Origin of the sequence: Streptomyces sp. NPDC005878 (assembly GCF_040629815.1) — a bacterium.
GTDB lineage: Bacteria > Actinomycetota > Actinomycetes > Streptomycetales > Streptomycetaceae > Streptomyces.
This window is the reverse complement of the sequence record NZ_JBEXWK010000008.1, coordinates 96,865-115,852: the sequence shown is the minus strand read 5'-3', so window position 1 is coordinate 115,852 and position 18,988 is coordinate 96,865. Positions and strand designations below refer to the sequence as shown.

The window sequence follows — 18,988 nt, the reverse complement described above, 5'->3', positions numbered from 1 at the left end:
TCTCCTGCGAAGGCGGGAGCGGGCTGTCGGACCGGGGTCCTAGACTCGGGAGACGATGAGCAGCCTCTTTGACGACAGCTTCCTGGCGGACCTCCACCCCTCGGAGGAGGAGCACCCGCCCCCGCCCGAGGACGGCCCGGTCCGCGAGGAGGTGCCGGACGACCTCTTCCAGGGCCGTTTCGACGCACCCCCGAGCCACGACGCGTACTACCGGGACGGCGCCCCGCGCCCGGTGGTCGACCCGGCGACCCTCCTGGAGGGGCTGAACGAGAACCAGCGCGCGGCCGTGGTCCACGCGGGCTCCCCTCTGCTCATCGTGGCCGGCGCGGGCTCCGGCAAGACCCGCGTGCTCACCCACCGCATCGCCCACCTGCTCGCCACCCGCGGGGTCCACCCCGGCCAGATCCTCGCGATCACCTTCACCAACAAGGCCGCGGGCGAGATGAAGGAGCGCGTCGAGCAGCTCGTCGGCCCGCGCGCGCACGCGATGTGGGTGATGACCTTCCACAGCGCCTGTGTGCGCATCCTGCGCCGCGAGTCCAAGAAGCTCGGCTTCACCTCCTCGTTCTCGATCTACGACGCGGCCGACTCCAAGCGGCTGATGGCGCTGGTCTGCCGCGACCTGGACCTCGACCCCAAGAAGTTCCCGCCGAAGTCCTTCAGCGCCAAGATCTCGAACCTGAAGAACGAGCTGATCGACGAGGAGACCTTCGCCGGCCAGGCCGTCGACGGCTTCGAGAAGACCCTGGCGCAGGCGTACGCGATGTACCAGGCGCGGCTGCGCGAGGCCAACGCGCTGGACTTCGACGACATCATCATGACGACGGTCCACCTGCTCCAGGCGTTCCCGGACGTCGCCGAGCACTACCGCCGCCGCTTCCGCCACGTGATGGTCGACGAGTACCAGGACACCAACCACGCGCAGTACACCCTGGTGCGCGAGCTGGTCGGCCCGGCCGGGAAGGACGAGGCGCCCGCCGAGCTGTGCGTGGTCGGCGACGCCGACCAGTCCATCTACGCCTTCCGCGGCGCCACGATCCGCAACATCCTCCAGTTCGAGGAGGACTATCCGGACGCGACGACGATCATGCTGGAGCAGAACTACCGCTCCACGCAGACGATCCTCTCCGCCGCCAACGCGGTCATCGAGCGCAACGAGAGCCGCCGCCCCAAGAACCTGTGGACGGACGCGGGCGCGGGCGCGCGCATCACCGGCTACGTGGCGGACACCGAGCACGACGAGGCGCAGTTCGTCGCCGACGAGATCGACCGGCTCACCGACGCGGGCGACGCCAAGGCCGGTGACGTGGCGATCTTCTACCGGACCAACGCCCAGTCCCGTGTCTTCGAGGAGATCTTCATCCGCGTCGGCCTGCCGTACAAGGTCGTCGGCGGAGTGCGCTTCTACGAGCGCAAGGAGGTCCGCGACGTCCTCGCCTATCTGCGCGTCCTCGCCAACCCGGAGGACGCGGTCCCGCTGCGCCGCATCCTGAACGTGCCCAAGCGCGGCATCGGGGACCGCGCCGAGGCCATGATCGACGCGCTCTCGCTGCGCGAGAAGATCACCTTCCCGCAGGCGCTGCGCCGCGTCGACGAGGCGTACGGCATGGCGGCCCGCTCCGCCAACGCCGTCAAGCGCTTCAACCAGCTCATGGACGATCTGCGCACGATCGTCGACTCGGGCGCGGGCCCGGCCGTCGTACTGGAGGCGGTCCTGGAGCAGACCGGCTATCTGGCCGAGCTCCAGGCCTCCACCGACCCGCAGGACGAGACCCGGATCGAGAACCTCCAGGAACTCGCCGCCGTGGCCCTGGAGTTCGAGCAGGCGCGCGGCGAGGCGGAGGGGACCGACGGCGCCGAGGCGCCCACCCCCACCCTCGCCGAGTTCCTGGAGCAGGTCGCCCTCGTCGCCGACTCCGACCAGATCCCCGACGAGGACGAGGAGGGCTCCGGCGTCATCACGCTGATGACCCTCCACACCGCCAAGGGCCTGGAGTTCCCGGTGGTGTTCCTGACCGGCATGGAGGACGGCGTCTTCCCGCACATGCGCGCGCTGGGCCAGGTCAAGGAGCTGGAGGAGGAGCGCCGCCTGGCGTACGTGGGCATCACCCGCGCCCGCGAACGGCTGTATCTGACGCGCTCCTCGATGCGCAGCGCCTGGGGCCAGCCCTCGTACAACCCGCCGTCCCGGTTCCTGGAGGAGATCCCCGGCCAGCACCTGGAGTGGAAGCGCACCGGACCGATGGCCGCCCCGGCCGGGCCGGTCTCGGGCAAGGGCCTGGGCGGGGGAATCTCCTCCTCGCGGGCGCGGTCGGGTCCCTCGGGCTTCGCGACCCGGCGCACCAGCGACAAGCCGGTGATCGCGCTGACCATCGGCGACCGCGTCACCCACGACCAGTTCGGTCTGGGAACGGTGGTGTCGGTGACCGGCTCCGGTTCGGACGCGCAGGCCACGATCGACTTCGGCGACGAGCGCCCCAAGAAGCTGCTGCTGCGCTACGCGCCGGTGGAGAAGCTGTAGAGCGCTGCCGTGTTCCCGTGCCCGCTCCCGTGTCCGCGCGGAGCGGGCGGGTCCGGCTCCTCGGCCCGGCCTAGGTCGGGTCGAGCCCGTGGCCGCGCAGCCACGGCAGGGGGTCTATCGGCGACCCGCCGCCGGGGCGCACCTCGAAGTGCAGGTGCGGACCGGTGGAGTTGCCCGAGTTGCCCGAGTACGCGATGACGTCACCGGCCTTGACCTGCCCCGACCGCAGCTTGGTGCTGGAGAGGTGGCAGTACCAGGTCTCGGTGCCGTCGGGGGCGGTCACTATGGCCATGTTGCCGTAGGCGCTGTTCCACTGCGTACGGATGGTGCCGTCCGTCGCGGACATCACCGGCGTGCCGTACGAGACGGGGAAGTCGATGCCGGTGTGGACCGACATCCAGTTGACGCCCGCCTGGCCGTAGTAGGCGCTCAGGCCCCGCTGATCGACCGGCAGCAGGAACTTGGGGCGCGCGGCCTCCTTGCGCGCGGCGGCCTCGGCCTTGCGCTGCTTCTCCGCGGCCTGGCGGGCCTTGAGGTCGAGACGTTCCTGCGTGCGGCTGGCACGGTCGGCGAAGTCGCCCGCCTCCGCGCTGAGGTTGGCGAGCTGGGTGTCCAGCTTGCTGTTGGCGGCGACCGGCTTGACCGAGGCCGGGTCGGAGGCCATGACCGCCGTGTTCGCGTCCTTGGTCTCACCGCCGAGCCCGCTCACCGAGGCGGCCGCGACCCCGGCGGCCCCCAGCACGCACACGGACGGCACCGCGACGGTCAGCAGCGCGGACCGCTTGGCCGGGCTGCGCCGACGGCTGCGGTTGCCCGCGGGGCGGCGGCCGGGGCCGGGCGCGGCGACCGCGACGAGCGGCTCGGCCGTGTCCTCGGCGTCCTCGGGGGACAAGTCCTCTTCAGCGGGCGGTGTTTCGGGAAGACCGGCGTCCAGGTCGAGCGCCGGGAACTGCGCGGTGCTCTCGGCCCGCGTCTCGTCCCGTGTCTCGGTCCGCTCGCTCTCGTAGCCGCTGTCGTACCCGTTCGCGGACCCGTGCTCGTACGCCTGCTCATGCCCGGCGTCGGCCTGCGCGGGCGGCGTGCCGTGCCCGCCGTGCCCGCCCATGCTCTCGACGCCGACGTTCCAGGCGGCCGTGTTGTACGTCCCGGTCTCGTCGTACGCACCGGCCGCGTAGCCCGCGCCGGGCACGGTCCACTGCCCGGTCGTGTCGTAGGCGGCGCCGTACGCGAACGCGGTGGTCTCGAACTGCCCGGTCTGCTGCGCCTCGTTCCAGGCGCCGGCGTCCCACTGCCCCGTGACGTCGGGCCCGGCCGCCTGCGCCGGGATCGTCCACTGGCCGGTGGTGTCGTACGAAGTCTGCTGCTGGTACTGCTGCGCGCCGTAGGCGTTCCACTGGCCCGTGTCGTACGTGCCGGTATGACCTGTGTCGTAACCGCCGGGGAGAGCACCGAAGAGCGGGTCGGTGTCGAGGGCGCCGGTGGCGTCCGCCGTGGAATGGCCGTCGTATCCGGCGTACCCGGCGTGGGCGTGCTGGTCAGTCACCAACTTCTCTCTCGCCTCGGCAACAGGACCTGGGTCCGAGGGCCCTGGGGAGGGGCTCCCGGTGGGGGAAGCAGTGGCGCGACTGTACCCGGCGGTACGCGACAGCGACAATCTTCCGCAGGTTTTATTGGATGAGGAAACGGGCAATCGACGCCTTTCGGCGGACCATGGGCAGAGGCTTGGTCTTGCGTTCGAGGGTTGTTCGAGAATGTGAGGGCGTGTCGGGGGTACGGGACGCCGCCTCCCGCTCGCGTCAGGCGACGGAGAAAACGCCCCGCGCCTCACCGGAGTTCTCCGTCTGAAGGGCCTCCCGTATCCCGGTCGCGACGGCCGGATGGACCGGCAGCGCCAGATGCCCGATGCCCGACACCCGTACGTTCTGAACGATCAGATCGGGGTGGTCGATACGGGCCGTCTCCACCGGGACCATCAGCGTGTCGAGGTCGCTCCAGAAGCTCACGAACCGCGTCCGGCAACCGGGCGCGGGCCCACGCAACTCCTCGATCACGTCCGAACCGGGGCACATCTGGCGGACGATCGGGTGCGCGCTGACGATCTGCGCGGAGCGGGTGCCCGCGTGCGGGGTGCCCAGCGTGACGAGCGTACGGACGTGCGCGTCGCCGCCGAGGCGCTGGACGTAGTAGCGGGCGATCAGACCGCCGAGGCTGTGCCCGACGATGTCCACCTCGGTGTGCCCGGTGCGGGCGCGGATCTCCTCGACATGGCGGCCGAGCAGCTCGGCGGCGGTGCGGATGTCGCAGGTCAGCGGGGAGTAGTTGAGGGATTCGAGGTGGCGCCAGCCGTGCCGGGACAGCGAGCGGCGCAGCAGGACGAAGACCGAGCGGTTGTCGATGAAGCCGTGCAGCAGCACGACCGGCGGCCGGGCGCGCCCGGCGGTGGGCAGCCGGGGGGCGCCGTCCGGGACCTCTTCCCGTCGCTCGGCGGCCATCCCGGAGGGATAGAGGACGAGATGGCCGGCGAGAACGGCGAGGTCGAGAGCGGCGGCGCGCAGCATCGCGGCGGAGACCCAGGCGCGGCGCAGGCGGGCCGGGAGCAGACTGGCGGGAAGGAGACTGAAGGGAAGGAGACTGAAGGGAAGGGGCGGAAACAACGGCACGGACGGCCTCCCGAACGGCACGCCGGGAGGAGCGCCGTCCCCCCGTGTGCCCTCATGGGGCGCCGTCGCGAAAACGCGCTCGTCCAGAACGCCATGGGCCGGACCACCGTGCTGCGCGGCTGACGGCACGGCGGTCCGGCTTCTTCGGAGCGGCTCCCCTTGCGCCGTCCCCGTCCGGTCACGCCGCCAGGCGGCGGACCTTCGGGTACGGGGTGCGGCGACCAAAACGAACAAGTCCCACCGTGTGATTTCCCCCTCCCCGGCGTCCGCGAAACTGCGGGGTGCGCGATGCTGTAGATAACGTTCGTTCACTTCAGGTTGTTTCAGGTTGTTCACCTCGTGTGGAGGCAGTGATGGGTGTAACCGGTCCGATCCGCGTGGTGGTGGCCAAGCCGGGGCTCGACGGGCACGACCGGGGCGCCAAGGTCATCGCACGGGCGCTGCGCGACGCGGGTATGGAGGTCATCTACACCGGCCTGCACCAGACGCCCGAGCAGATCGTCGACACGGCGATCCAGGAGGACGCCGACGCGATCGGGCTCTCCATCCTCTCCGGCGCCCACAACACCCTGTTCGCCAAGGTCATCGAACTCCTGAAGGAGCGCGAGGCGGAGGACATCAAGGTCTTCGGCGGGGGGATCATCCCGGAGGCGGACATCGCCCCGCTGAAGTCCCTCGGCGTGGCCGAGATCTTCACGCCCGGGGCGACGACTACGTCGATCGTGGAGTGGGTGCGGGGGAATGTGCGGGCGGAAGCCGGGGCGTAGCCCGCCCCGCCCGACCCCCTGGGCCGCCCCGCCGCCCCATCGCCGCCTGCGGACCGGCAGGCGACGGGCCACGCAGTTCCCCGTGCCCCTTCTCGACCGGGGGCTCGCCTGCGGGCCGGTGGCGGGCTGGTCGCGCAGTTCCTCGCGCCCCTTCGGGGCCCGGATTTCGGCTGCGGGTCGGTGGTGGGCTGGTCGCGCAGTTCCCCGCGCCCCTTTTCGGCTCGGTGTTCGTCTGCCGGCCGGTGGGGGTTGCTCGCGCAGTTCCCCGCGCCCCTTCGGGGCCCGGATTTCGGCTGCGGGTCGGTGGTGGGCTGGTCGCGCGGTTCCTCGCGCCCCTTTTCGGCTCGGTGTTCGTCTGCCGGCCGGTGGGGGTTGCTCGCGCAGTTCCCCGCGCCCCTTCGGGGCCCGGATTTCGGCTGGGGGTCGGTGGTGGGCTGGTAGCGCGGTTCCTCGCGGTCCTGAAGGTCTGTGGGTGAGGCGACTGTTCCGGGGGCGGGGGGTTTCCTCAGGGGCGCGGGGAACTGCGCGAGCAACCCAGCACGGTCCGCAGACGAAAGAGGGGTTCCCGGGCGGAGCCCGGGGGGCGGGCCGCAGGCCCCGCAAGGGGGCCGAGACGGAGTCCGGGTGGTGGGCCGCAGGCCGCTCAGGGGGCTCGGGTGGAGCCCGGTGGTGGGGTGCAGGTGCAGGGGCCGTAGGTCCCGCGAGGGGTCGGGGCGGAGCCCCGGTGGGACGTCCACCTTCTGCCCCCTCACCCCCCGGAGGGTTACGGGAAGGGGCGGGGTGGGGAAATCAACCCCCCAGCTCCCCCAGCATCACCCCCCGCAGCCCCAACGTCCCCACCAACCGCTGAAACGCCTCAGCCCAATACCCCCCCGCCCCCGGCGAAGCCCCCTCCTCCTCCACCGGCACAGCCGTCAACCCCTCCAGCCTCCCCGCCTCCGCAGGGTCGAGGCACCGCTCCGCCAGCCCCATCACCCCGCTGAAGCTCCACGGATAGCTGCCCGCGTCCCGCGCGATCTCCAGGGCGTCGACCACGGCCCGCCCCAGCCCCGCCGACCACGGCACCAGGCACACCCCCAGCAACTGGAACGCCTCCGACAACCCGTGCGCGGCGATGAACGCGGCGACCCACTCCGCCCGTTCCTCCTCCGGCAGCGTCGACAGCAGCTTGGCCCGCTCGGCCAGCGACACCGGCCCGGCGTTGCCGCCCGGCGGCGAGGACGGGGTGCCCAGGAGCGCCCGCGCCCACTCCGCGTCGCCCTGCCGCACCGCCGCCCGGCACCACGCCGCGTGCAGTTCGTCCCCCCAGTCGTCGGCGACCGGCAGCGCCACGATCTCACGCGCCGAACGCCCTCCGAGCCGCCCCGTCCAGCCCCCCAGCGGGGCCGCCTCCACCAACTGGCCGAGCCACCACGACCGTTCGCCCCGCCCGGTCGGCGGCTTGGGCGCCACCCCGTCCCGCTGCATCGCCGCGTCGCACTCGTGCGGTGCCTCCACCGCTATCCGCGCCCCGCCCCCGTCCCCCGAGCGGTCGAGCGCGACGCACGACGCCGCCCGCGCCGCCATCCGTCCGGCCAGCGCGGAGGCGGGCAGCGCCGACAGCAGTTCGGCGGCCGTGGCCCGGACGTTGCGGCTGCGGTCGGCGAGGGCCTGCTCCAGGAACGGTTCGTCCTGCCCGGACAGCCCCGTCCGCAGCGAGTCGAGGAACATCAGCCGGTCCTCCGCCCGCTCGGCCGCCCAGGTCCCGGCGAGCAACTCCCGCGCGGCGCCCGGCTCGTACGCCCGTACCGCCGCCAGCAGTGCCACCCGCTCGGCGAACAGCCCCTCCTCCCACAGCCGCCGCACCGCCTCGGCGTCCGAGACGTCGGGCAGGGCCGCGCTTCCCGGCCCGCCGCGCAGCGCGAACCGCCACTCGGGGTTCAGCCGGGCCAGCCACATCCCGCGCGGCCCGGCGAACGCGAGCGCCTGCGGCCGCAGGTCCGTACGCGCCCGGGCCGCGTCGAGCAGCGCGGGCAGCAGCTCCGCAGGCGCCCGGAACCCCCGCTCGGAGGCCGCGCTCAGCCACTGCGGCAGCAGCTCCGCCAGATCCGGCGCCGCCCCGCGCCGCCCCCCGGAGTGCGCCGACGCCGAACGGTCCGCCAGCAGTTGTCCCAGCCTTCGCCGCGCGGCCTCCGGCAGGGGCCGCCGGCCGTCCTCCGGCGCCCTCTCCGGCCGTACGGACGCGGGCGCGGGCAGCAGGGCCGCCCGGCGGCGGACGGTCTGCCGCGCCGCCTCGTCAAGGAGCGCGGCCGGCTCACCGGCGGCGGGCCGCCGCTCGGTGCCGAGCAGCGCGGTGGTGACCAGCTCCTCCCAGGAACCGTCCCGCTCCCCGGCCGCAGCGGCCATGGTGGCCTCCCCTCCGTACACAGGCGCCATGTGCGCGCCCTCCCCTCCCCGTATGTGTTCGCGCACCTGCGCGTGCCCCCGAGCGGCGCTCACCTCAGCCGCACCGCCTCCGCCTCGCCCGGCGCCCACCCCGCCAGGGGCGCGAACCCCCGGTGGCCGCACTCGCCGAACACCGTCACCGGGCCGCCGCCCGACAGCGCGACGAGCTTCCACAGCCCCGCCCGGTCGGCCGCCGCCTGGGCCACCGGCAGCGCCGACCCGCCCTCGCTGTCGGCCAGTTGCCACGTCTCCGCGCCGCCCTCGACGGGCGGCACCGGTATCACCCCGCCCAGCGTCACCGGCCACGCGTCCAGCCACGGGTCGTCCCGCAGCGCCCGTCCGTACCGCTCCGTCGCCTCGGCCGTGGTGGCGCCCGGCGGTGGCCCCTCCGCCGGGAGCGGCGCCCCGAACCGCTCGCCCAGCGCGGCGCGCACCTGGCCGCCGCCCGGATACGGCGTGAGCTCGGCGTCGATCGCCAGGCCGACCGGCAGGGCGAGTTCGGGGGCCCGGCCCGCCGCGCCGAAGTCGAGCACCATCGCCGTGCGGCCCGACTCCCGCCCGTGCAGCCAGATCCGGCGCGTGGTCAGCTTGGCGTCGGCCGTGTCGTACTGCGCCAGGACCTGCCACAGGTCCCGCACCGGCGGCCCCTGCGGCGGCGTGGGCACGCCGACCCGCGCCCGGACCGTGGCGGCCAGCGGCTCGGGCAGCGCCTCGCGGCCCAGCCAGGCCCGGTCGAGCAGATGCAGCAGCGCGCACTCCTCCAGGAGCCGCACCGGCCAGCCCGGACCGGAGCCCGGTATCGCCCCCAACTCCCTTACCCGCGCTGCCAGTCCCGGTGCCTGCGCGTCGACCATGCGGGCGGCCGTCTCCTCCCACAGTCCGTACCCCGGCCGCTCGGCCGCCGCCAGGCCGCCGCGCAGCAGGTCCTCAAGGCGCTGCTCCAACTCGCCCGCCCCGGCCGTGACCCGCTCGGCGCGCCTCTCCGCGCGGCGCCTGGCCGCCTCGGGATCGGCCGTCCGCGCCTCGGCCGGCCCCGCCGCCCCGCTCTCCTTCTTCTCCGCCCGCGCCCGCCGCCCGCGCAGCCACTCCTCGGCCCAGCCGGGCACCTCCCCGTCCGCGACGGCCGGCACCGCCTGTTCGTCCGCGGCCCAGAGCAGCAGCAGCCCCAGCGCGTGCTTGCACGGGAACTTGCGGCTCGGGCAGCTGCACGCGTATCCGAGCCCGCCCGTGTCGACCACCGTCTGGTACGGCCTGCTGCCGCTGCCCTTGCACAGGCCCCACACGCTCACGTCGTCGCAGCCGCTCTCCGACCACGGGCCGGCCGTGCCCAGCCTGCTCCCCGCCTTGCGTGACGCGGCGTCAGGAGCCAGGGCCAGCACCTGATCCGCCGTCCAGCGCACCCCCTGCTGATTCATGGTTCTGAAGGTAGCCGCCCCCACTGACAATCACCCCGGCCCGTGTGCTGACCCGGGCGTTGACCTGCGCTTTCGTTCGCGACGAGGCCGATTGTCAGTGGCGTGGTGCACCGTGGAGGCACATCGGGTCGACTGATCTGGAGGGGGATCCATGACCGTGTCCGCAACCCATTCCGCAGGCGCCGCGAGCGGTGTCGAGGCGGCCGCCGCCGAGGCCCTGCGTCCGCACGCCGAGCAGGCGTTCGCGCATGAGCTCAGGGCGCTGGCAGCCGCCGACGACCGGCCGAGGCCCGCCCGCTGGCAGCTCTCGCCGTGGGCGGTGGCCACCTATCTGCTCGGCGGCACCCTGCCGGACGGCACGGTGATCACGCCGAAGTACGTGGGCCCGCGCCGCATCGTCGAGGTCGCCGTCACCACCCTCGCCACCGACCGGGCGCTGCTGCTGCTCGGCGTCCCCGGGACCGCCAAGACGTGGGTGTCCGAACACCTCGCCGCCGCCGTCAGCGGCGACTCCACGCTGCTGGTGCAGGGCACGGCCGGCACCCCCGAGGAGGCGATCCGGTACGGGTGGAACTACGCGCAACTGCTCGCGCACGGCCCGAGCCGGGCCGCCCTGGTGCCCAGCCCGGTCATGCGCGCCATGGCCGAGGGGATGACGGCCCGGGTCGAGGAGCTGACCCGTATCCCCGCCGACGTGCAGGACACGCTGATCACGATCCTGTCGGAGAAGACCCTGCCCATCCCCGAGTTGGGCCAGGAGACCCAGGCCGTGCGCGGCTTCAACCTCATCGCCACGGCCAACGACCGCGACCGGGGGGTCAACGAGCTGTCGAGCGCGCTGCGCCGCCGCTTCAACACGGTGGTGCTGCCGCTTCCGGCGACCGCCGACGAGGAGGTCGACATCGTCTCCCGCCGGGTCGACCAGCTCGGCCGCTCGCTCGACCTGCCCGCCGCGCCCGAGGGCATGGACGAGATCCGCCGTGTCGTCACCGTCTTCCGCGAGCTGCGCGCCGGGGTGACGGGCGACGGCCGCACCAAGCTCAAGTCGCCCTCGGGGACGCTCTCCACGGCCGAGGCGATCTCGGTGGTGACCGGCGGTCTGGCGCTGGCCGCGCACTTCGGCGACGGTGTGCTGCGCTCCGGCGACGTGGCGGCGGGCATCCTCGGCGCGGTCGTCCGCGACCCGGCGGCGGACCGCGTCATCTGGCAGGAGTACCTGGAAACGGTGGTGCGCGAGCGCGACGGCTGGAAGGACTTCTACCGCGCCTGCCGAGAGGTGTCGGCATGACCGGCCCGTCCCCAAGGACGCCGGGCGCGCCGCCACCGGGCCCCTGGCTGCTCGGCGTGCGCCACCACGGCCCCGGTTCGGCGCGCGCCGTCCGGGCCGCGCTGGAGGCGGCGCGGCCCCGGGCGGTGCTGATCGAGGGCCCGCCCGAGGCCGACGGGCTCCTCGCGCTCGCCGCCGACCCGGACATGCGGCCACCGGTCGCCCTGCTCGCCCATGTGGTGGACGACCCGCGCCGCGCCGCCTTCTGGCCGATGGCGGCGTTCTCGCCGGAGTGGGTGGCCCTGCGCTGGGCCCTGGAGGAGGGCGCCGAGGTCCGCTTCATCGACCTCCCGGCGTCCCACTCCCTGGCGCTGGGCGAGAGCGCCCCGGACACCGAACCGCTCAGCGCGACGGACAACGGCCCGGACGGAGGCCCTGGCAACGGCCCGGACGACGGCCGTGACAACGGCCCCGCGTGCGAGGGGAATGGCGAGGGAGATCCCGAAGGCGCCCCCGTCGAGCCCGCCCTGCGCGTCGACCCGATCGGCGTGCTCGCCGAGACCGCCGGATACGACGACCCGGAGGCCTGGTGGGAGGACGTCGTGGAGCACCGCGACGGCACCCCGGGCGCCGACCCGTACGGCCCGTTCGCCGTCCTGGGCGAGGCGATGACGGCGCTGCGCGAGGCGTACGGGGACGGCGGCCACACGCGCGACCTGGTGCGCGAGGCGTACATGCGCCGGCAACTGCGGGGAGCGCGGCGCGAGTTCGGGGACGAGATCGCGGTGGTGTGCGGCGCCTGGCACGTGCCCGCGCTCGCCGCCCGCACCACCGTGGCCGCCGACCGGGCGCTGCTCAAGGGCCTGCCCAAGGTGAAGGCCGAGCTGACCTGGGTGCCCTGGACCCACCGCCGCCTCGCCCGGCACAGCGGCTACGGGGCGGGCATCGACTCGCCCGGGTGGTACGGACATCTGTTCTCCGCCCCCGACCGGCCCGTCGAACGGTGGATGACCAAGGTCGCCGGACTGCTGCGCGCGGAGGACCGGCAGGTCTCGTCCGCGCACGTCATCGAGGCGGTGCGGCTCGCCACGACCCTCGCCGCGATGCGCGGACGCCCGCTGCCGGGCCTGACCGAGACGACCGACGCGGTGCGGGCGGTGATGTGCGAGGGCTCCGACGTGCCGCTCGCCCTCGTCCAGGACCGCCTCGTCGTCGGCGATGTGCTGGGCGAGGTCCCGGAGGCCGCCCCGGCCGTCCCGCTCCAGCGCGATCTCACTCGCGCCCAGCGCGCCCTGCGCCTCAAGCCGGAGGCGCTGGAGCGGGAGCTGGAGCTCGATCTGCGCAAGGAGACCGACGCCGCGCGCAGCCGGCTGCTGCACCGGCTGAGCCTGCTCGGCATCGGGTGGGGCGAGCAGTCGGTGTCCCGGGGCAGCACCGGCACGTTCCGGGAGAGCTGGCGGCTGCGCTGGGAGCCCGAGCTGTCGGTGCGGGTGGCCGAGGCCGGGGTCTGGGGGACCACGGTCCTGGCCGCCGCCACCGCCCGGACCGAGGCGGAAGCCGTGGGGGCGACGGTCCTGGGGGAGATCACCGCGCTGGCCGAGCGCTGTCTGCTGGCGGAACTCCCCGACGCGCTTCCCGTGGTGATGCGCGCGCTCGCCGACCGGGCCGCGCTCGACACCGACGTCGCCCACCTCGCCCAGGCGCTGCCCGCCCTGGCCCGCACGCTGCGGTACGGAGACGTACGGGGTACGGAGACCGCCGCGCTCGGGGAGGTCGCGGCCGGGCTCGCCGAGCGGATCTGTGTCGGCCTGCCGCCCGCCTGCACGGGCCTGGACGCGGACGGCGCCACCGAGATGCGCCGCCGCGTCGACGACGTCCACACCGCCCTGGCCCTCCTCCCGCAGGCGCCCGACGGACCGCTCACGCTGCGGGACCGCTGGGCTTCGGTCCTGGCCAGGCTGGCCGGGCGCGACTCGGTGGCGGGGGAGATCCGGGGCCGCGCCGTCCGGCTGCTCCTGGACGACGGACGGCTGGAGGACACCGAGGTGGAGCGCCACATGGGCCTGGCGCTCTCCGTGGGGACACCGCCGGGCGAGGCCGCCGCCTGGATCGAGGGGTTCGTCGGGGGAGCGTCGGGCGGCGGCATGCTGCTCGTCCACGACGAGCGGCTGCTGGCCCTGGTCGACACCTGGCTGACCGGCGTCCCGGCCGACGCCTTCACGGACGTACTGCCGCTGCTGCGCCGCACCTTCTCGGCGTACGAACCGGGAGTGCGCCGCACCCTCGGCGAGCTCGTCCGGCGCGGCCCCGGCACGTCCGGTCCGGCCGCCGCCCTCACCTCGGCCCCCGGTTTCGCGGCCGGGCTGGACCAGGAGCGCGCCGACGCCATGGAGCCGCTGCTGCGGCTGCTCCTCGGCGGTGCCCACGGGCCGGGCGCCCAGGGCCCAGGCGCGCACGGGCCAGGCGCGCACGGGTCAAGCGCCCACGGCTCGGGCGCCCACGGCCCCGGCGCGCACCCGCAGCAGTCCGACCAGGACCAGATGGCAGGAGCGGTGAAGTGAGCACAGGTCAGCCGACGACAGGCACCGGGCACCTCGACGCGGCCTCCGGCGAGCGGCTGCGCCGCTGGCGGATGGTGCTCGGCGGGGAGCAGGGCGCCGAGGGGACGGGCCACGCGCTCACCGGGCGCGACGCCGCGATGGACGGCGCCCTCTCCGCGCTCTACGGCGGCTCCGGCGACCGGGGAACGTCCAAGGACCGGGGCGCCGGGCTCGGCGCCTCCGCCCCGGCCGTGGCCCGCTGGCTGGGCGACATCCGTACGTACTTCCCCAGCCCCGTCGTCCAGGTCATGCAGCGCGACGCCATCGACCGGCTCGGGCTCTCCGCGCTGCTCCTGGAGCCGGAGATGCTTCAGGCCGTCGAGGCGGACGTGCACCTGGTGGGCACGCTGCTCTCGCTCAACAAGGCGATGCCGGAGACCACCAAGGAGACGGCCCGCACGGTCGTCCGCAAGGTCGTCGAGGACCTGGAGAAGCGGCTCGCGACCCGGACGAGGGCGACGCTGACGGGCGCCCTGGACCGTTCGGCGCGGATCAGCCGCCCCCGCCACCGGGACATCGACTGGGACCGCACCATCCGGGCGAACCTGAAGAACTACCTGCCCGAGCACGGCACGGTCGTCCCGGACCGCCTCATCGGCTACGGACGGGCCGCCCAGTCCGTCAAGAAGGACGTCATCCTCTGCATCGACCAGTCCGGCTCGATGGCCGCCTCCGTCGTCTACGCGTCGGTCTTCGGCGCCGTCCTCGCCTCCATGCGCTCGATCGCCACCCGCCTCGTCGTCTTCGACACGGCCGTCGTCGACCTCACCGACCAGCTCGACGACCCGGTGGACGTGCTGTTCGGCACCCAGCTGGGCGGCGGCACCGACATCAACCGGGCCCTCGCCTACTGCCAGTCGCAGATCACCCGTCCTGCCGACACCGTCGTCGTACTGATCAGCGACCTCTACGAGGGAGGGATCCGCGACGAGATGCTCAAGCGGGTGGCGGCGATGAAGGCCTCCGGGGTGCAGTTCGTGGCCCTGCTCGCCCTCTCCGACGAGGGAGCCCCGGCCTACGACCACGAGCACGCGGCGGCCCTGTCCGCGCTGGGCGCGCCCGCCTTCGCCTGCACCCCCGACCTCTTCCCGGAGATCATGGCGGCGGCCGTCGAGAAGCGGGCTCTGCCGATACCTGACACGCTGTGAACAGGTGATCTGTGACAGGTATCACCGCTCCGGTGTGATCTGCGATTTAGGGAGCTCGCTCTGGCGGGGATAACCTGCGAGACGGACATGCCGCGTACCCGGCCACCGTGTACGCCTCCCTCAGTGACAGCGCCGTCACGTTGCCCTTCGCGGCACGCCCACGCAGAAAACGAACCGCGAGACCACTGAAAAGGGACGGACGCGCGTGGACCTGTTCGAGTACCAGGCGAGGGACCTCTTCGCCAAGCACGGTGTACCGGTGCTGGCCGGTGAAGTGATCGACACGCCTGAGGCAGCCCGCGAGGCGACCGAGCGGCTGGGCGGCAAGTCCGTCGTCAAGGCGCAGGTGAAGGTAGGCGGCCGCGGCAAGGCCGGCGGCGTGAAGCTGGCCGCGAACCCGGACGAGGCCGTCGCCCGGGCCACGGACATCCTCGGCATGGACATCAAGGGCCACACGGTCCACAAGGTGATGATCGCCGAGCTGTCCCCGGAGATCGAGGCGGAGTACTACGTCTCGTACCTCCTCGACCGCACCAACCGCACCTTCCTCGCCATGGCGTCGGTGCAGGGCGGCATGGACATCGAGGAGGTCGCGGAGAAGACCCCCGAGGCCCTCGCGAAGGTCCCGGTCAACGCCGTCGAGGGCGTGACCATCGAGAAGGCCCGCGAGATCGTGGCCCAGGCGAAGTTCCCGGCCGAGGTGGCCGAGGGCGTCGCCGAGGCGATGGTGACCCTGTGGGAGACCTTCGTCGCCGAGGACGCGCTCCTCGTCGAGGTCAACCCGCTGGTGAAGACCAAGGACGGCCGCATCCTGGCCCTGGACGGCAAGGTCTCGCTCGACGAGAACGCCGGCTTCCGCCAGCCCGGCCACGAGGCGCTCGAGGACAAGGACGCGGCCAACCCGCTCGAGGCCGCCGCCAAGGCCAAGGGCCTCAACTACGTCAAGCTCGACGGCGAGGTCGGCATCATCGGCAACGGCGCGGGGCTCGTCATGAGCACCCTCGACGTCGTGGCGTACGCCGGTGAGAACCACGGTGGCGTGAAGCCGGCCAACTTCCTCGACATCGGTGGCGGCGCGTCCGCCCAGGTGATGGCGAACGGCCTGGAGATCATCCTCGGCGACACGGACGTCAAGTCCGTGTTCGTCAACGTCTTCGGTGGCATCACCGCCTGCGACGAGGTCGCCAACGGCATCGTCCAGGCGCTGAAGCTCCTCGCCGACAAGGGCGAAGAGGTCACCAAGCCGCTGGTCGTGCGCCTCGACGGCAACAACGCGGAGCTGGGTCGCAAGATCCTGTCGGACGCGAACCACCCGCTGGTCCAGCGTGTGGACACCATGGACGGCGCGGCCGACAAGGCCGCCGAGCTCGCGGCCGCGCGCTGACCTTCGCCCGTCTCCGACACGACTAAGGGACTCAGGAAACCAGAGCCATGGCTATCTTCCTCAACAAGGACAGCAAGGTCATCGTCCAGGGCATGACCGGTGCCACGGGCATGAAGCACACCAAGCTCATGCTCGCGGACGGCACCAACATCGTCGGCGGTGTGAACCCGCGCAAGGCCGGTACGTCCGTCGACATCGACGGCAACGACATCCCGGTCTTCGGCACGGTCGCCGAGGCGATGGAGAAGACCGGCGCCAACGTGTCCGTCCTCTTCGTGCCGCCGGCGTTCGCCAAGGCCGCCGTGGTCGAGGCGATCGACGCCGAGATCCCGCTCGCCGTGGTGATCACCGAGGGCATCGCGGTCCACGACTCCGCCGCCTTCTGGGCGTACGCGAAGGCCAAGGGCAACAAGACCCGCATCATCGGCCCGAACTGCCCCGGTCTGATCACGCCCGGCCAGTCCAACGCCGGCATCATCCCGGGCGACATCACCAAGCCGGGCCGTATCGGCTTGGTGTCGAAGTCCGGCACGCTGACGTACCAGATGATGTACGAGCTCCGTGACATCGGCTTCTCGTCCGCCGTCGGCATCGGTGGCGACCCGGTCATCGGTACGACGCACATCGACGCGCTCGCCGCGTTCGAGGCCGACCCCGACACCGACCTGATCGTCATGATCGGCGAGATCGGCGGCGACGCCGAGGAGCGCGCGGCCGACTTCATCAAGGCCAACGTGACCAAGCCGGTCGTCGGCTACGTCGCGGGCTTCACCGCGCCCGAGGGCAAGACCATGGGCCACGCCGGCGCCATCGTCTCCGGCTCCTCCGGCACGGCCGCCGCCAAGAAGGAGGCCCTGGAGGCCGCGGGCGTCAAGGTCGGCAAGACGCCGACCGAGACGGCCAAGCTGGCGCGCGAGATCCTCGCCGGCTGACCTCCCGGTCACCCGTACGGCTGGTCCGTACGTCTGGTCCGTACGTCTGGACGTCTGTACGTCCGCACGCGCGTGGGCCCGTACTCCCCTCGGACATCACCGACGGGGGTGCGGGCCCACGCGCGTTCGCGTGCGCGCGGGTCGCGCGCGCCGGTCAGCGGAACTCCGGGACCAGCCGTTCGGGCCCGTGCACGGGCTCTTCGAGCAGCTTGCGGTGGAGCTCCACGTCCACCTCGCCCTGCCGCTGCGGACCGCTGTTGAGCGGGACGTTGCCGATGCGCTGGCCCGGGGAGACGGGCGGGATGTAGCGGGTGGGCGCGGTGGAGAGCGTGAACGCGGTCGCGCCCACGATGACGGCGGTCAGGCTGACGGCGGCGCGCGTCCAGACCCGGATGCGGCGCTCGCCGCCGGTCCGCACGCGCCGGGGGCCGGGCAGCTTGACGACGCCCTCCGGCTGGGCGAGCACCAGGTCACCGAGGCGCTGGCGCAGCAGCGCGGACAGCGCCTCCGGGGTGGCCGCCGCGGCGAGTTCCGGTACGCGGAAGGCGACGGCCTCGCGGGCGTGCAGCACCCGGTTCGCGGTGGCGGGGGTGCTGGCCTGGGTCTCGGCGGCGGTCTCGGGCAGGTCGAGGCCGAGGCCGTCGTAGAGCAGGAGCGTACGGCGGTAGGCGGGCGGCAGTTCGAGGAGCGAGCGCAGCAGCCTCCGGAGCCCGCGGTCGGCCGGGGGCCGGTCGGGACGGCGGTGCGCGGGGCGGAACCGGTGCCAGGGGGAGAGGGCGTACTCGTGCGCCGCGGCCCGCACCCACCCGGCCGGGTCCGGGTCGGTGGCGACCTCGGGCCAGTGCTGCCAGGCGAGGTGGAAGGCGCGCTCGACGGCCTCCTTGGCCAGCTGCCGCCGCCCGGTGAGCAGGTACGCCTGGTGGGCGAGGGGGGTGGAGAGGGCGGCGTAGAGGGCGTCGAAGGCTTCGCCCGCGGTGTCGAAGAGGGGGTGGGGGTGGCCGGGGAGCCCGGGGTCGGCCCCGGCCTCGTCGCCGGGGTCGGTCCCGGTCTCTGTCGCGGCCTCGGCGCCGGTCTGGGTCTCGGTCTCTGTCTCGGCCTGGGCGGCGGGCTCGGTGTCGGGGTCCGTGCCGCTGCCTGATCCGACGCCCTTGCCGGGATCCGTGCCGGTTTCCGCGCTCGAACGGGCCGGGTGGTCTCCGCCGCCCGGGGCTTCCTTGAGCGGGCCCTCGGGGGCCGGGCCCGCCACGAGCGCGGCCGGCAGCGTGGCGCCGGGAGGCGTACCGCCCGCCCGTTCGGCGAGGAGCGTGGCCTCACCGGCCGGTGAGGGGAACGGGGCCGGGGCGTGGCCGTGGGAGGGTTCCTGGCCGTGGGCGGGTTCCTGGATGGGGGCGGGTCCTTGGGCGTGAGCCGCGTCGCGGACGTGGCTCGGGTCGTGGACGTGGCCCGGGTCATGGGCCGGGTCGTGGCGGACCGGGGCCGAGGCCGGGGGCTTGGCGGCGCGCTTCGCGGCGGAACGGGGGCGGCGGGTGCTGTGGCGCTTGAGTGACACGCCGGGTTTCACCCGGACGGTGGGGGCGCCCGGCCCCGACCCCGTTCCCGGCTCCGTTCCCGTCCCCGGCTTCGACCCCGACCCGGTATCCGCTCCGGCGTCGGCGCCGCCGTTCGCGCTTCCGCCGCCCGGGGAGGCGTCGGCGCGCGGTGCCGGGGGCGGGGCCCCGCCGGAGCCCGTGGCGGACCGTTCCTCCGGGGACGGCAGGGGCGGCGACGACATGGCGGCACCGGTGTCGGACGTGCGCTCTGTCATGAAGGGCTCCCTGGACTCCCCGCGAAGGCCGAGACGGCCGTACCGCCCGCAGCCTTACCCCGAGCG

The 18,988-nt window shown here is 73.7% G+C and carries 12 protein-coding genes; 7 read left to right on the top strand and 5 right to left on the bottom strand.

All coding sequences use genetic code 11. The annotated features are described in order from the left end of the window. Positions 1-55: 55 nt before the first annotated feature. Positions 56-2,521: a DNA helicase PcrA gene (gene pcrA, locus ABZ404_RS15320; RefSeq protein ID WP_358833030.1), complete on the top strand. Its 2,466-nt coding sequence runs from the start codon at positions 56-58 to the stop codon at positions 2,519-2,521. Between the two features lie 70 nt (positions 2,522-2,591). Here pcrA and ABZ404_RS15315 read toward each other — a convergent pair whose 3' ends face one another. Both ABZ404_RS15315 and ABZ404_RS15310 read right to left on the bottom strand, forming a co-directional pair. Further along, a complete protein-coding gene (locus ABZ404_RS15315) occupies positions 2,592-4,064 on the bottom strand; it encodes a M23 family metallopeptidase (protein WP_358833031.1) in 1,473 nt (490 codons plus the stop codon). A gap of 253 nt (positions 4,065-4,317) precedes the next feature. Next, a complete protein-coding gene (locus tag ABZ404_RS15310; RefSeq protein ID WP_358833048.1) occupies positions 4,318-5,079 on the bottom strand; it encodes an alpha/beta fold hydrolase in 762 nt (253 codons plus the stop codon). 455 nt (positions 5,080-5,534) lie between these two features. Between ABZ404_RS15310 and ABZ404_RS15305 the strand changes: the two genes are divergently transcribed. Next, entirely contained in the window at positions 5,535-5,948 is a 414-nt protein-coding gene (locus ABZ404_RS15305) for a cobalamin B12-binding domain-containing protein (protein ID WP_358833032.1), read from the top strand. A gap of 789 nt (positions 5,949-6,737) precedes the next feature. Here ABZ404_RS15305 and ABZ404_RS15300 read toward each other — a convergent pair. Further along, on the bottom strand, positions 6,738-8,333 hold the full coding sequence (locus tag ABZ404_RS15300; RefSeq protein ID WP_358833033.1) for a DUF5691 domain-containing protein: 1,596 nt from the start codon (positions 8,331-8,333) through the stop codon (positions 6,738-6,740). A gap of 89 nt (positions 8,334-8,422) precedes the next feature. Then, positions 8,423-9,787, bottom strand: coding sequence for an SWIM zinc finger family protein (locus ABZ404_RS15295; RefSeq protein WP_358833034.1), 1,365 nt, complete (start codon positions 9,785-9,787; stop codon positions 8,423-8,425). A 151-nt stretch (positions 9,788-9,938) separates the two neighbouring features. Between ABZ404_RS15295 and ABZ404_RS15290 the strand changes: the two genes are divergently transcribed. From ABZ404_RS15290 to sucD, 5 genes are all read left to right on the top strand, one after another. Further along, on the top strand, positions 9,939-11,075 hold the full coding sequence (locus ABZ404_RS15290) for an AAA family ATPase (RefSeq protein ID WP_358833035.1): 1,137 nt from the start codon (positions 9,939-9,941) through the stop codon (positions 11,073-11,075). After that, positions 11,072-13,615, top strand: coding sequence for a DUF5682 family protein (locus ABZ404_RS15285; protein ID WP_358833036.1), 2,544 nt, complete (start codon positions 11,072-11,074; stop codon positions 13,613-13,615). Before ABZ404_RS15290 ends, ABZ404_RS15285 begins: the two co-directional genes overlap by 4 nt. 71 nt (positions 13,616-13,686) lie before the next feature. Further along, positions 13,687-14,802 (top strand): VWA domain-containing protein, encoded by a 1,116-nt coding sequence (locus ABZ404_RS15280; RefSeq protein WP_358833049.1) that lies wholly within the window; start codon positions 13,687-13,689, stop codon positions 14,800-14,802. 205 nt (positions 14,803-15,007) lie between these two features. Further along, positions 15,008-16,186 carry an ADP-forming succinate--CoA ligase subunit beta gene (gene sucC / locus ABZ404_RS15275; RefSeq protein WP_358833037.1) on the top strand — a complete coding sequence of 393 codons (1,179 nt, stop codon included), beginning with the start codon at positions 15,008-15,010 and terminating at the stop codon, positions 16,184-16,186. Positions 16,187-16,233: 47 nt separating this feature from the next. Further along, complete coding sequence (gene sucD, locus ABZ404_RS15270) at positions 16,234-17,118, top strand: succinate--CoA ligase subunit alpha (protein WP_358833038.1); 885 nt, start codon at positions 16,234-16,236, stop codon at positions 17,116-17,118. A 154-nt stretch (positions 17,119-17,272) separates the two neighbouring features. On the opposite strand, the gene ABZ404_RS15265 is transcribed toward sucD, so the two are convergent. Continuing rightward, positions 17,273-18,922: a DNA-directed RNA polymerase sigma-70 factor gene (locus ABZ404_RS15265; protein WP_358833039.1), complete on the bottom strand. Its 1,650-nt coding sequence runs from the start codon at positions 18,920-18,922 to the stop codon at positions 17,273-17,275. Positions 18,923-18,988: the final 66 nt, after the last annotated feature.